The organism is Sneathiella limimaris (assembly GCF_012932565.1).
In the GTDB taxonomy this organism is placed as follows: Bacteria; Pseudomonadota; Alphaproteobacteria; order Sneathiellales; family Sneathiellaceae; genus Sneathiella; species Sneathiella limimaris.
The window spans coordinates 2,548,059-2,562,815 of record NZ_JABBYJ010000001.1; the positions used below are offsets into that span (position 1 = coordinate 2,548,059).

Annotated in this window: 15 protein-coding genes; all 15 read right to left on the bottom strand. The window is 46.8% G+C overall.

The genetic code is table 11. The features are described 5' to 3' along the window. Nucleotides 1-15: 15 nt before the first annotated feature. The 15 genes from HH301_RS12320 to nuoG all read right to left on the bottom strand — a co-directional run bounded on the left by HH301_RS12320 (nt 16) and on the right by nuoG (nt 14,756). On the bottom strand, nt 16-273 hold the full coding sequence (locus HH301_RS12320) for a DUF1467 family protein (RefSeq protein WP_169569198.1): 258 nt from the start codon (nt 271-273) through the stop codon (nt 16-18). 9 nt (nt 274-282) lie between these two features. Beyond that, nucleotides 283-687, bottom strand: coding sequence for a methylmalonyl-CoA epimerase (gene mce, locus HH301_RS12325; protein ID WP_169569199.1), 405 nt, complete (start codon nt 685-687; stop codon nt 283-285). Nucleotides 688-709: 22 nt separating this feature from the next. Beyond that, nucleotides 710-2,392 carry a ribonuclease J gene (locus tag HH301_RS12330; RefSeq protein WP_169569200.1) on the bottom strand — a complete coding sequence of 561 codons (1,683 nt, stop codon included), beginning with the start codon at nt 2,390-2,392 and terminating at the stop codon, nt 710-712. Nucleotides 2,393-2,498: 106 nt separating this feature from the next. Then, nucleotides 2,499-2,936 (bottom strand): hypothetical protein, encoded by a 438-nt coding sequence (locus HH301_RS12335; protein WP_169569201.1) that lies wholly within the window; start codon nt 2,934-2,936, stop codon nt 2,499-2,501. 1 nt (nt 2,937) lies between these two features. Continuing rightward, complete coding sequence (locus tag HH301_RS12340) at nt 2,938-3,411, bottom strand: hypothetical protein (protein WP_169569202.1); 474 nt, start codon at nt 3,409-3,411, stop codon at nt 2,938-2,940. Nucleotides 3,412-3,619: 208 nt separating this feature from the next. Next, on the bottom strand, nt 3,620-4,390 hold the full coding sequence (locus tag HH301_RS12345) for a type III pantothenate kinase (protein ID WP_169569203.1): 771 nt from the start codon (nt 4,388-4,390) through the stop codon (nt 3,620-3,622). A gap of 35 nt (nt 4,391-4,425) precedes the next feature. Further along, complete coding sequence (locus HH301_RS12350; RefSeq protein WP_169569204.1) at nt 4,426-5,202, bottom strand: biotin--[acetyl-CoA-carboxylase] ligase; 777 nt, start codon at nt 5,200-5,202, stop codon at nt 4,426-4,428. After that, on the bottom strand, nt 5,199-6,629 hold the full coding sequence (nuoN, locus tag HH301_RS12355; RefSeq protein ID WP_206378288.1) for an NADH-quinone oxidoreductase subunit NuoN: 1,431 nt from the start codon (nt 6,627-6,629) through the stop codon (nt 5,199-5,201). Before nuoN ends, HH301_RS12350 begins: the two co-directional genes overlap by 4 nt. Before the next feature lie 20 nt (nt 6,630-6,649). Next, complete coding sequence (locus tag HH301_RS12360) at nt 6,650-8,161, bottom strand: NADH-quinone oxidoreductase subunit M (protein ID WP_169569206.1); 1,512 nt, start codon at nt 8,159-8,161, stop codon at nt 6,650-6,652. Beyond that, entirely contained in the window at nt 8,161-10,095 is a 1,935-nt protein-coding gene (nuoL, locus tag HH301_RS12365) for an NADH-quinone oxidoreductase subunit L (RefSeq protein WP_169569575.1), read from the bottom strand. Before nuoL ends, HH301_RS12360 begins: the two co-directional genes overlap by 1 nt. Nucleotides 10,096-10,109: 14 nt before the next feature. Further along, nucleotides 10,110-10,418 carry an NADH-quinone oxidoreductase subunit NuoK gene (nuoK, locus tag HH301_RS12370; RefSeq protein WP_169569207.1) on the bottom strand — a complete coding sequence of 103 codons (309 nt, stop codon included), beginning with the start codon at nt 10,416-10,418 and terminating at the stop codon, nt 10,110-10,112. 11 nt (nt 10,419-10,429) lie between these two features. Continuing rightward, complete coding sequence (locus tag HH301_RS12375) at nt 10,430-11,044, bottom strand: NADH-quinone oxidoreductase subunit J (protein ID WP_169569208.1); 615 nt, start codon at nt 11,042-11,044, stop codon at nt 10,430-10,432. A gap of 65 nt (nt 11,045-11,109) precedes the next feature. Next, the gene (gene nuoI / locus HH301_RS12380) at nt 11,110-11,598 is read right to left on the bottom strand and encodes an NADH-quinone oxidoreductase subunit NuoI (RefSeq protein ID WP_169569209.1); all 489 of its coding nucleotides are present in this window, start codon (nt 11,596-11,598) and stop codon (nt 11,110-11,112) included. Nucleotides 11,599-11,677: 79 nt separating this feature from the next. Then, nucleotides 11,678-12,700, bottom strand: a complete 1,023-nt coding sequence (nuoH, locus tag HH301_RS12385; RefSeq protein ID WP_169569210.1) for an NADH-quinone oxidoreductase subunit NuoH — start codon at nt 12,698-12,700, stop codon at nt 11,678-11,680. Then, nucleotides 12,693-14,756 (bottom strand): NADH-quinone oxidoreductase subunit NuoG, encoded by a 2,064-nt coding sequence (gene nuoG / locus HH301_RS12390; protein ID WP_169569211.1) that lies wholly within the window; start codon nt 14,754-14,756, stop codon nt 12,693-12,695. The genes nuoH and nuoG overlap by 8 nt, the downstream gene beginning before the upstream one ends. Nucleotide 14,757: the final 1 nt, after the last annotated feature.

Sequence of the window (14,757 nt, forward strand, 5' to 3'; positions counted from 1 at the left end):
GATCCTCGAAAGCACCTAGTTTTGTTGCATGTAAGATCGAAAATCGATCAATTCATACTCAACGACACTATAAAAGATCCCAAACACAATGCCAGTTACCACTGTCGTAATCAGAAGTTTTTTCCAGATCGCTGGGTTTACAGGAGCACTTCCTACTGTACCTGGTTCAACCTCACCCTCTTCCTCCTGAGTTCTGACACCCCAAGGCAGGACGGTAAACAGAATAATAAACCAGAGAATGAAATAGACAACAAGGCCTGTCGCTAGATCCATAAGACCCTCTTAAACCTGTTCCAGTTCCAAAAGTGTACCGTTGAAGTCTTTCGGATGCAGGAAGAGTACTGGTTTTCCATGTGCACCAATCTTTGGTTCACCACTTCCTAAAATCCGAGCGCCTTCCTGAACCAGCTTATCACGAGCTGCCAGAATATCTTCTACTTCGTAACAGATATGATGAATGCCGCCTGTTTTGTTTTTTTCAAGAAAATTTGCAATCGGGGAGTCATCACCAAGCGGGTGTAAAAGCTCAATTTTTGTATTGTTGAGTTCAACAAAAACTACAGTGACACCATGATCCGGCTCATCCTGAGGAGGACGAACAATTGCTCCCAAAATATCCCGGTAGGTTTTGGATGCCGCCTCTAGATCTGGAACAGCGATCGCAACATGGTTCAAATTACCAATCATTTTTCTTCCCTATCCTCTCAACTCAACCTTCTGCACGGGCTTCTTTCTCGATTTCACGACTTACATATACATCGGTAATGGGTCGTCTTCCAGCCAACTTTCTAAAAAAACGTCTAATGGCTTGGCTTGCGGCCTTTTCAACTTCAAGATCCTGCTGACGATTTTTTGCCGACAAATCATAATGAGCTTTGATGATAGTATCCTGAAGATCTTTGTGAAGGGATGGAAAATTCCCTTCTTCCACCACACCCCTCAAACGGACCTCTGGCGGTTTTGTAATTTTGCCATCATAGGAAATCGTCAGATGCGCACTTGCCGATCCGTTAAAGATCATTTTTCGGCGCGTAGAGAGAAAATCGCCATCCAACGAAGTTGTCCCGCCCGCATCGACGGCCAGGCGACCAGAAGGCACGCGATCAATAATTTCCGGGGCACCGGGGGCCAATTGCAAAACATCCCCATTTCGGATCTCAATCGCAATTGGAACACCAAGGGAAAGCGCCAAATTACAATGTTCCGATAAGTGCCGGGCCTCGCCATGGACCGGAACTGCAATTTGTGGTTTTACAATTTCATACATTCTTTCCAGCTCTTCACGAGCGGGATGGCCAGATACATGAACAAATTCATCAGATTCCGTGATGACATTAATGCCATTTTCAGTCAGTTCATTATGAAGCCCAAACAAAGCCTTTTCATTTCCCGGTATGACCTTGGATGAAAAAATAACCGTGTCTCCCTTATCTAGGGTAACATGAGGATGATCTTCCCTGGCGATACGGGCCATTGCTCCTCTTGGTTCTCCCTGACTCCCCGTACACAGGAGCAGCATCTTTTCCTTAGGTAGATATCCTGCATCCTGTTCTTTAAGAAAGCTCGGTAAATCACTGAGATAACCGGATTTTTTTGCCGCCTCAGTCATTCGGATCAAGGATCTACCCACAAGGACAACATGCCGATCATGTTTTTCGGCAATTTTGGCAATCGCGCTCACCCGCGCAATGTTGGATGCGAAAGTCGTAACTGCTACCCTGCCCGTTTTAAGACGACCCAAGAGCTCATCGAGGCTATCCTTCACATCTCCTTCAGAGCCTGAAACGCCATGTTTAAAGACATTTGTTGAATCACAGATCATTGCGAGAACATCGCCAGAGGTAACATCCTCCATTCGATCCATATCGCTCACGGGTCCTACCACAGGGTCCGGATCAAGCTTCCAGTCCCCGCTATGCATGACCTTCCCGTAAGGGGTCGTGATGAGAAGCGCCTGCATTTCAGGGATAGAATGCGTGAGATCAACAAAATCAAGATGGAAGTCCCCAAGTTGCAGAGAACTTCCGGGCGCAACGACATTCACGTCCACTAGATCCAGAATTCCTTCTTCACTCAGCTTGTAATGCAGGATCTCCGACGTAAAAGGACTACAATAGACCGGACAGAGAAAATCCTTCCAGAGGCGGGCCACAGCTCCTACATGATCTTCATGGGCATGCGTAACGATCAAACCCAATAAATTTTCTTTATGTTCCGCAATGAAGGATGCATCCGGAACAATTACATCAATGCCCGGCGCCCTTTCATCAGCAAAGGAAATTCCACAATCTACCATCAGCCATTTGCCATTACAGCAATACAGGTTGAGGTTCATTCCAATTTCACCGCTTCCGCCTAATGGCAAAAACAGGAGCTTATTTGCTGTATTCATAGTCATCCTAAATGTTCAAGGCCTTTGACCTATCAACAAAACAGCCCTTTGACCAGAAATACTCTCACTTGGCTTCTTCCAGCTATAGGATTTTACGAGACTGAGCTTAAAAAGGTTCAAAAATGTCAGGGAAAATATAGTCTTTTGGGAGTTCCAACCATTCTTTCAAAGGCTGCTCAACAATCTCTTTGTCCGAATTAAAAACACGATAGCTGACATCATTTGTGGCTCTTGACTGGTAACTTCTAAAGAGGCCATGAGTTAAAAGACTATCCAGAATAACGGCTTCCCGATGTGTCCCCAAATTTGTTCTATATGACCCAATTTGAACCGCTAGTTCTTCGATTTCGTCGATTGTTTGATTTGTTTTCACACCCCTAAAATCCATACAACGCTTCATCCCTCTTTGATAAGAGGGATCGTTTAATGTTTGCGCTATGGTCTCAAGTATAAGGTTGTTGTCGGCAACACCCTGCAGGTTGATGAAAGCGCAATTAACCGAGGGATCAATGAAATATTCAAACTTGGACTGCTTTTCAGCCATACTAATTCTTCAAATTCAAAAAACTTGGGAAATAGACATGTTGGGGTAATCTCACCCAATTTCTTAAATTTAAAGCGAGGTCCTCGTCAGAAGCCTCAAAAGCTTTAAATTGAACAACCAAACCACTAAAGGAACTGGCAAGATATTTTAGGATATTGTGATCAAGGCGATCCTCTAGGATCATGGCATGCCGATGTGGTCCAACAACATTTTTTTCAGCATGTAGTTTATCGACAAATGCCTGGGCTTCTTTCACGGTCAGTTCAACTTCAACACCACGCAAATCGATAATGCGGTTTAAATTTGGTCTATGTTGAGGGACGCTTCTGATATATTCCGCCCGCTGCAGGAGTATTTCGCCGTTCACATAGTCAAAATGTTTAACGAATAGGCAACCGGTATCTTCGGCGATTTCAAACTGAAATCCATCCAGAAAACTTGGCTTCTGATTTTGCTGCCGGAGCTTCCAAACCATTCTACGCTTCCAACCTCACCTTAAGCTCTAGTCTACCTGTGCACACCCAACTTATGTAATAAATAAATTACAAAAATTAGTTTTAATTGTTTGTGCTCATATAAGAGAAAACACAGGTATAGTTTTGTGAAATTGAAACTCCAGTGAAAAATCTATTGATTTTCAATTATTAGTCTTCAACTAGATAGGCCGGAATATTGTTCTAAAATCAATTTTTATTCTTGTAAAAAATTTCGACCAAACCAGACAATGTCAGATCCTTATCAATAATATCTATCGAATCTGTACCTTTTGAAAACAAACTGGCGAGCCCACCGGTAGCGATAGTTTTCAATTCTCCACCATATTCAGCTTTCATTCTCTGAATAAGGCCTTCCACCATGGAAACATAACCCCAAAAAATACCGGATTGCATGCAGGTAACTGTATTTTTGCCAATGACCCGATCAGGACGCTCAACGGCAATTCGGGGAAGTTTGGCAGCTGCTGAGTGAAGAGCATCCAAACTCAAATTGACACCTGGCGCAATAATACCTCCAGCGTAGTTTCCATTACTATCCACAACATCAAGAGTAGTCGCCGTCCCAAAATCAATAACGATGAGAGGCCCGCCATATTTGGAATGTGCAGCAACTGCATCAACAAGCCGGTCTGCCCCTGCCTCTTTCGGGTTATCAATTTGCGGAACCATTCCCAGATCCACATCTGGATCGCCGATAACAAGCGGCGTGCAGTTGAAATATCGCTTGCAAAGGCCGATCAAGTTAAAGAGAGCGCCAGGAACCACGGTCCCAATAATGACATCTTTGATATCTGATACACGAAGTTCATCAATCGCCATCGCCTGACTGAGCCAAACTCCATATTCTTCTGCGGTGCGTGAAGCAGAGGTCGCAATTCGCCATTCTTTGACGAGACTTTTCCCTGAAAAAGCAGCGAACGTAATATTGGTATTGCCCACGTCAATTGCTAACAACATGCTTACACCTCAATAGATATTCTTTGTTCTTATTATTATTTATAGGTTGGCAGGAATACTTCCCCTGCTGTCACCAGTCTTGTAGAGCCGTCAGGGAGTGTCAAGACTAATGCACCGTTTTCATCCATTCCGCTGAAAACCCCTTCAAACTGTTCATTTGAAAGTCTGACGGTGACAGGACCACCAACGCCGGAGGCACGTGCCAGCCATCGCTGACGTATTGGAGAAAAGCCTTCCTGTTTCCAGAGTTGATATAGCTGCAACAGATTATCTAAATAGGACTTTAAAAGTTGATCTGTTGTCAGCTTCGCACCCACTTCTTCCAGCGAAATCGCGGGTAAACCGTCAGTTACTTTTGGATAATGACGAATGTTAATACCTGTCCCAATGATTAACCAATCAAGACGACCGTCATTATTGCTTCGGCTCTCAAGAAGAATTCCAGCCGTTTTCCGACCATTTATCAGAAGATCATTGGGCCACTTTACAGCCAAATCAATGGATTCAGGTAAATATGGCTTTAGGGCGTCGAATAATGCGACAGCTACTAAGAAAGAAAGTTTTGCGCCTTCAACAGCGGAAACATTTGGTCTCAATAAAACCGAACAATAGAGGTTGCCTTCAGGGCTTGTCCATTGCCGCCCCCGCCGTCCTACACCGCTTTCTTGCTTTAACGCCCAGATAACTTGCCCTTCAGATGCCCCCTCGTCTGCAAGTTTTCTTGCAGCCAAGTTTGTGCTGTCGATTGTTTGAAAGGCTGTAAGGGTAAAGAAGGACGGCAAATCAATGCCGTCCGTCAAATTATAGCTCACTGGAACAGAACGCTTGCTGCGGCGCTTGCACTGTCTGTCAATGGTGATGGATATGCGACAAAGAAGACAACGAACAATCCGGTCACAACCATAATCGTCGCCAGGGACTTGGTCATCGGCTCAAAGCCTTCTGCAGCTTCATCAAAATACATAATCTTAACGATGCGGATGTAATAGAAAGCACCCACAACTGAGGTCACAAGGCCGATAATTGCCAAAGGATACAGTCCTGCATCGATAGCCGCTACGAAGACGTAGAATTTACCAAAAAAACCTGCCAATGGCGGAATACCAGCCAAACTGAACATAAAGACCATCAAGACAAATGCCATGAACGGGTTGCTTTTCCCAAGACCAGCAAGTTCAGAAATATCTTCAACCATACCCTCTTTCTGGCGCATGGAAAGGATAATGGCAAAGGTACCGATATTCATGATCACATAAATGGTCATGTAAATCAGAACACCGCGAACACCGGCTTCACTCCCGGCGGCAAGTCCGACGAGTGCATATCCAATATGTCCAATGGACGAATATGCCATCAAACGTTTGATGTTCTTTTGATTGATTGCCGCAAAAGCACCCAGGATCATAGACGCGATAGAGACAAACACTATGATTTGCTGCCACTGATCAACCATATCACCGAAGGGCATGATAAAGGCCCGAATGAAGAGTGCCATACCGGCAATTTTTGGAGCAGCTGCAAAGAAGGCTGTTACAGGTGTGGGAACCCCTTCATAGACATCAGGTGTCCACATATGGAATGGAACCGCAGATACTTTGAATGCAAGTCCCGCAATCAGGAAGACAATCCCTACCAGCAATCCAAGCCCCACGGTCTCTTCCGCAGAAATTGCATTGGCGATGAGATCGAAGTTGGTTGTTCCTGTAAATCCGTAAATCAACGAACAACCATAAAGCAACATACCGGATGAGAGGGCCCCAAGAACAAAGTATTTAAGACCGGCTTCCGTCGCACGGGTGCTATCCCGCCGAATTGCTGCTGTGACATAAAGCGACAAGCTCATCAGTTCGATACCTAAATATAAAGACATCAAATCGTGAGCGGAGATCATGACCATCATACCGAGTGAGGCGATCACAATCAGAACCGGAAACTCAAAGCGGTTGATTTTTTCCCGCTTGATAAAATCCATGCTCATGATGATAGCAACGGCTGAACAGCCGAGTGCCAGGATCTTCATGAAAACACCGAATGTATCAACCCGGTAAAGATCCGAGAAGCTCGTACGTGTTCCCTCTTCTCCCAAAAGGACAAGAATTCCAGCAATGATCAGAACTGCAACAGACAACCATGAAACCGGCTGTAAGGCGTTTTCTTTCTTGAAAACACCAATCATCAACAGGGCCATTGCGGCAATGGCGAGAAAGATTTCCGCTGAAGCAATTGAAAATTCAGGCATACCCATTTTTCAAAACCTACCTATTTAGCCGCATGCATTGTTGATTTGACCAGTTCCATAGATGCTGCATGTTGATCCATCAGGTTTGTAACCGACGCATGCATAACATCCAGGAATGGGTCCGGATAGACACCGATCCAAAGGGCAACAAGGATCAGTGGAACGAAGATTGCGATTTCCCGTTTGCTAACATCCAGCATGGCCTTGACGTCCTCTTTAACAAGTTCACCAAAAACCACTCGGCGGTAAAGCCAAAGGCTATATGCTGCGCCCAGGATCACGCCAGTTGTCGCAAGTGCTGCCGTCCAGGTATCAACCTGGTAAACACCCACAAGGATCAGGAATTCACCGACAAAACCGCTCGTCCCTGGAAGGCCAATGGTTGCCATGGTGAAGAACATAAAAATCACGGCGTATTTCGGCATGTTATGGACAAGGCCGCCGTAGCGAGAAATTTCCCGAGTATGTAGTCGGTCGTAGACCACACCGACGCAGAGGAACAAGGCACCTGAAACGATACCATGACTGATCATCTGCAGGATACTTCCTTCAAGTCCCTGTTGGGTGAAAGTGAAGATCCCGATAGTGATGAAGCCCATATGCGCAACTGAAGAATAGGCAATCAGCTTTTTCATGTCTTTTTGCACAAGCGCGACCAAAGAGGTATAAATAATCGCGACAACGCTCAAACCAAAAACAAGCGGTGTAAAATATTCAGAGGCCTCTGGGAACATGGGAAGAGAGAACCTGAGTAGTCCATATCCCCCCATTTTCAAAAGAACACCTGCCAAAATTACAGAACCTGCTGTTGGCGCCTGCACGTGAGCGTCCGGCAACCAGGTATGTACTGGCCACATCGGAACCTTCACTGCGAAGGAAGCGAAGAACGCGAGCCACAACCACAACTGTAGATGACTGTCAAAGTCTGTTGCCATCAAGGTTGGGATATCAGTTGTTCCGGCAATCATATACATGGTGATCATGGCTGCCAGCATGAGAACTGAGCCGATCAGTGTATAAAGGAAGAACTTAAAGCTGGCATAAACACGGTTTGCACCACCCCAGATCCCGATAATCAGGAACATTGGGATCAAGCCTGCTTCAAAGAACAGGTAGAACAAAACCATATCCAGTGCGCAGAAAACACCAATCATCAGTGTTTCCATGAACAGGAAAGCAATCATGTATTCACGAACGCGAACTGTGATGGCGTTCCAGCTAGCCAGAATACAAAGTGGCATCAGGAAGGTTGTCAGGATGATGAACAGCATGGAAATGCCATCTACACCCATGTGATAATTAATTCCGCCGCCTAGCCATTCTGCTTTTTCAACGAACTGGAAACCAGCCTGACTGTTGTCAAAGTTAATCCAGATCAGCAGTGAAATCGCAAAAGTAGCGAGCGTTGTCCACAAGGCTACTTGACGAGCGTTTCTTGCAGCTACCTCCTCTTTTCCGCCTGTTACCAGGATCAGAAGTGCGCCGACAAGCGGCAGGAAGGTCACGTATGAGAGAATATTCCAATCAAGCATCAGTGGCCACCACCTACGAGGAAGTAATAGGAAACGAAGGCTGCAACACCAATCATCATGGCGAAGGCATAGTGATATACATATCCGCTTTGCAGCATTGAGGCCCGTTTGGCCAGATCAACGACCCGCGCGGCAATTCCATTTGGTCCCAGACCATCAATGATTTTGCCATCGCCAATTGTCCATAGTTTGGATCCAATCCATTTGGATGGACGGACGAAGACGTAATCATAGAGCTCATCAAAGTACCATTTATTCAGCAGGAACTGGTAAAGAGCAGAATGTGTTTTCGCAAGCTGTACAGGAATGTCCGGACGACGGATATACATGTTCCAGGAAACCAGGAACCCGACAGCACCCGCAATAATAGGCAACGCAATTACCCATGTAGGCGGATGATGGAAGTCTTCCATAATCGAATTTCCATCGCGGAAGAAAATCGCACCGTTCCAGAACTCTTCGTAATGAGATCCAATAAAGTAAGGGGCAAAGACCGCACCTGCGAGCAGTGCACCCACAGCCAAGACATACAGCGGGAACAGCATCACAAAGGGGCTTTCATGCACATGATGCATAACCTCTTCATCTGCACGAGGTTCCCCATGGAATGTCATGAAGACCAAGCGCCAGCTGTAGAAAGCAGTCAACACAGCCGCAATCACACCGCACCAGAAGGCATATTCACCAACACCAGGACCAAAAGCGTATGCAGCCTCAATCACAGCATCTTTAGAATAGAAACCGGAAAGGAATGGGAAGCCTGTCAAAGCCAGGGTTCCGATCATCATCATCACGTAAGTGATTTTGATGTGTTTCCAAAGACCGCCCATTTTTCGCATGTCTTGCTCATCGGAAACTGCGTGAATGACAGACCCTGAACCAAGGAACAGCAACGCTTTAAAGAACGCATGGGTAAAGAGATGGAAAATCGCCACAGGATAAGCACCGACACCAATGGCGAAGAACATATAACCAAGCTGTGAACAGGTTGAATACGCGATCACACGTTTGATGTCATTCTGCACAAGGCCGATCGTTGCTGCGAACAGCGCAGTCGACGCCCCAATTACCGTTACAAACGCAAGAGCCGTTGGGGAGAATTCGAAAATGGGCGAACAGCGGGCAACCATAAAGACACCTGCGGTCACCATCGTTGCTGCGTGGATAAGGGCAGACACTGGGGTCGGACCCTCCATCGCATCAGGAAGCCATGTGTGCAAGCCAAGCTGTGCAGACTTACCCATAGCACCCAAGAAGAGCAGCAAACAAATCGTTGTCAGAATATCCACTTCATAGCCAAGGAAGTTAAAGGTCTTACCCGCTTCGCTTCCAGCAGCTGCGAAAACAGTGTCGAAGCTGATGGAATCAAATACTAGGTAGATCGCCATAATCCCGAGGGCAAAACCAAAGTCACCCACACGGTTGACCACAAAGGCTTTCATGGACGCCGCATTGGCTGATGGTTTTTTAAACCAGAAACCGATCAGTAGGTAACTGGCAAGACCCACGCCTTCCCAGCCGAAATACATCTGCAGGAAGTTGTCTGAGGTCACCAGCATCAGCATGGCAAATGTGAAGAGTGACAGATACGCCATAAACCGAGGTTTATGCTGATCATGTGACATATAGCCGATTGAGTAGATATGAACGAGGGCCGAAACCGTGTTCACCACAACAAGCATAACCGCTGTAAGACTATCAATCCGCAGGCTCCAACTCACGTCAAAGCTGCCAGAGCTAATCCATGTGAATAGTGTGACAATTTCAGCCTGACCGCCGAAAGTTACCTTAAAGAAGGCCACCCAAGATAAGATCGCACTAATAGCTACAGCACCGGAGGTTACAATCTGGCTACCGCGATCTTTGAGTTGTTTCTGGCCGAGCCCAGCTATCAAGGCTGCCAAAAGCGGAAGGAATACAATGAGGACGTACATCATGGTTTTGAGCCTTAGCCTTTCATGTGATGGATGTCCTCAACCGCAATTGTTCCGCGGTTTCGGAAGTAAACAACAAGGATTGCAAGGCCAATTGCGGCCTCACCAGCAGCAACTGTCAGAATGAACAAGGCAAAGATCTGCCCCACGAGATCATTCAAGAAAGTCGAAAACGCAACCAGGTTAATATTAACCGCCAGAAGCATCAGTTCGATCGACATCAAAATAACAATCACATTCTTTCGGTTCAAAAAGATCCCGAAAATACCCATGGTCAGCAGGATGGCTGACAGGGTCAGGTAATGTCCCAATCCAATTTCCATCATCAACCTCCTTACACACCTTGGCCAGGTTCAACTTTACGAACCTGCATTGAGTCTTCAGGACGGCGATAAACCTGATCAGCAATCACCTGTTTCTTAACACCAGGCCGTTGACGATGTGTCAGGACAATAGCGCCAATCATCGCGACCAGCAGGATCATGCCCGCAGCCTGGAATAGATACACATACTGTGTATAGAGCAGACCGCCGATCTGTTCAGTGTTTGTCTTGTCTCCAAGATCTGCAGCAGGCGCAGCGCCCATCTGTAAAGCTTCAGGGGACAGATGCCAGCCGCCAACAACAAGGATCAGCTCGATCATCAGGATCAACCCGATAAGAGCACCAATTGGCAGATACTGTAAAAAGCCCTGACGCAATTCGGAGAAGTTGATATCCAGCATCATCACGACGAACAGGAACAGAACTGCAACGGCACCCACATACACCACAACCAAAATCATGGCGATGAATTCGGCCCCTAGGAGGACGAATAGAGCCGCAGAGTTAAAGAATGCCAGGATAAGAAACAGTACGGAATGTACCGGGTTCTTGGACGCAATCACCATAAAGGCCGAAGCGACCGTCAAAGCTGCAAATAGATAGAACGCGAGCGTTGCAATAATCATTTCAATGCCCCCTTCTTCTTCGCAGTCTGTTGTTTGATCTTAAGATCCACTTTTCTCATCCTATCTTATCTGTATGGCGTATCGGCGTTCAGGTTTTGAGCAATTTCCTGCTCCCACCGATCTCCGTTGGATAATAACTTGTGCTTATCGTAGAAAAGCTCTTCGCGAGTTTCTGTGGCGAACTCAAAGTTCGGCCCTTCAACAATTGCATCAACCGGGCAAGCTTCCTGACAGAAACCACAGTAAATGCATTTCGTCATGTCGATGTCGTAACGGGTCGTCCGACGGCTGCCATCCTCGCGAGGTTCCGCATCAATGGTAATCGCCAGAGCCGGACAAGCTGCCTCACACAATTTACAGGCAATGCAGCGTTCCTCACCATTTGCATAACGACGAAGCGCATGTTCACCACGAAAGCGTGGGCTCAACGGTCCTTTTTCATAAGGATAGTTGATGGTCGCCTTGGTCTTGAACATGTAGCTGAAGGTCTTCGCCATTCCCACTACAATCTCCCCAAGGAGCAAGCTTCTTGCTTGTTTATCTATAAAGCCCATATCAAAACAGCCTTTTACTTCAGTTTCGGCTTCCCATCTCAATTCAGAAGAGAAGCCAGTTTTCAGTTATCACCTTCCCTTAAGCAGGAAGAAGATCAAATCCGACGAGTACGCCTGCTGTCAGCACCACCCAGAAGAGGGAGAACGGCAGGAAGACTTTCCAACCCAAACGCATCAACTGGTCATACCGATAACGAGGCAGCGTAGCGCGTACCCAAATAAAGACGAACAGTAGTGCCGCAACCTTAAGACCAAACCAGATCACGCCTGGGATCATGTTGAAAGGTGCGATATCAACAGGCGGCAACCAGCCACCCAGGAAGAGGATCGCGCACATACCGCTCATCAGGATCATGTTCATGTATTCACCCAGGAAGAACAGGGCGAATGCCATTGATGAATACTCAGTCTGATAACCCGCAACCAGCTCTGCTTCAGATTCAGGTAGGTCAAACGGATGGCGGTTTGTTTCAGCCAAGATCGAGACGAAGAAGATAATGAACATTGGGAAATGGGGAATGAAATACCATCCCAACAAACCACCGCCGTCCTGAGCCCGTACGATATCAGAGAGGTTCAAAGATCCAACAGTGAGCAGAACGGTAATGATCACGAAACCAATGGAAACTTCGTAAGAAACCATCTGCGCCGCTGAACGAAGCGCACCAAGGAATGGATACCGAGAGTTTGACGCCCAACCGGAAATGATGATGCCATAAACCCCAAGAGAGGAAATCGCGAACAGGTAGAGAATACCAACATTGATGTCAGCCAGAACCCAACCTTCATCAAAAGGAATTACCGCCCAAGCAATCAATGCCAACAAGAAGGTAATCATTGGCGCCAGAAGGAACAGAAACTTATTCGCACCAGTTGGAATAATTGTTTCCTTGAAGAATAGTTTTGCACCATCCGCCAAAGGTTGCAGAAGACCGTAGAAACCAACAACGTTTGGTCCTTTGCGCATCTGCATAGCGCCCATAACTTTACGTTCGTAAAGTGTGAGATATGCCATCGCAACCAGCATCGGGACAACAATCAGGAGGATTTTTCCAACAATGATCAGCGTCGGCAGCAGATATTGATCCCAGAACTCAACCATTTGTACCGGTCCCCTCTTCGCTAGCACTGTTAAAGGCAGCACTGCATTCCGCCATGATACCACTGGCTCGCGAAATAATATTGGTCAGGTAATTATCTTTAATCGGTGAGACGAAAGGAGCCTCATCCAGATCACCGTCTTTTCCAAACGCGGTCCATTCAGCGGCAACAATTTCATCGATTGTTCCAAAATGAGGTGCAGCCTCAACCATCTTGGCCCGCAACTCAACAAGGCTATTGTATGGAAGGGTTTTTTCCACTTTATCTGACAAAGCGCGCAGGATCGCCCAGTCTTCACGGGCATCACCTGGTGCATGGACAGCCTTGAAACCGCGTTGGACACGACCTTCGGTATTAACCCAGGTTGCATCTTTTTCGGTGTAGGCAGCTCCTGGCAGAATAACGTCTGCAACATGAGCACCAGCTTCACCATGCGATCCCTGATAAATCACAAACGCTTTCTCTAGCTTCGACGCATCAATTTCATCAGCGCCCAAAAGATAGACAACCTCTATATCACCAGAAGCCGCGCCATCCAGAATACCGGCAATATCACGGCCACCTTCGCCCGGCACAAGGCCAAGATCCAAGCCCGCTACGCGGCCACCCGCTGTATGCAATACGTTAAAGCCATTCCATCCTTCAGAGATGAGACCAAAATCGTCTGCGATTTTCTTGCAAAGTGCGAGAACAGCATCACCATCATCGCGAGACAAGGCACCTTGGCCAACAATGATCATCGGTTTTTTGGCATCCTTCAAGGTCTTGGCGAATGAATGTTTACCATCCGCAACTTCCTTCAAGGTCTGCGCACCTGCTCCGAGATAGTCGTGCGCATAAGTCAGATCAGCCTCTTCTCCAATCAAAGCAATTGGGAAGTTACCGCGTTTCCAACGTTTGCGGATCCGGGCATTGATCAGGGAAGCCTCAACACGTGGATTGGATCCAACAATCAGCAAAGCGTCTGCTTCATCAATACCAGCGATCGTGCTGTTGAAAATATAAGAAGCGCGATTGGACGCATCCAGTTTTGCACCGTCCTGACGACAATCAACGCTGATGACTTCCAAGGCATCCATTAAGTCTTTCAGAGCTTTCTGGCTTTCGCCACAAGCCAGATCACCAGAAATGGCTCCGATTTTAGAAGCTTCAGTTCCTTTTAGCTTGTCCGCAACCACATCTAATGCTTCAGACCAGCCAACGGCTTGTAGCTTACCATCAACCCGAACATATGGTGTATCGAGGCGTTGACGTTTCAGTCCATCATAAGAGAAGCGAGATCTGTCTGAAAGCCACTCTTCATTGATATCTTCATTAAGGCGCGGCAAAACCCGCATGACTTCAGCGCCTTTGGAATCAATCCGGATATTGGCGCCAACCGCATCCAATACATCTACACTTTCCGTTTTGCGAAGCTCCCACGGACGAGCTGTGAAAGCATAAGGTTTTGATGTCAGTGCACCTACTGGGCAAAGATCAATGATATTTCCAGAAAGTTCAGAATTCAGGGCCTGCTCGAGATAAGTCACAATTTCTGTATTCTCACCACGATTAAGGGCACCAAGTTCACTTACACCTGCAACCTCTGTCGCAAAGCGAACACAACGCGTGCAGTGAATACACCTCGTCATGGTGGTCTTAATCAAGGGCCCCATGTTTTTCTCTTTTACAGCCCGCTTACTTTCCAGATAGCGACTGTTACCAGAGCCATAATACATAGACTGATCTTGAAGATCACACTCACCGCCCTGATCGCAAATTGGACAATCCAGAGGATGGTTGATCAGAAGGAACTCCATAGCCCCTTCCCGACCATTTTTCACTTTTTCTGTGTTGGTGTGAATGACCATACCATCACCAGCCGGCATTGCGCAGGAGGCAACCAGCTTTGGTGCTTTTTCCATCTCCACCAGGCACATGCGGCAGTTACCCGCAATGGACAAGCGTTCATGGTAACAGAACCGTGGAATTTCCGCTCCAGCCTCTTCACAAGCCTGAAGAATTGTGGCTCCGTTTTCTACAGTGACTTCAACACCATCTACCGTAAGTGTCGGCATT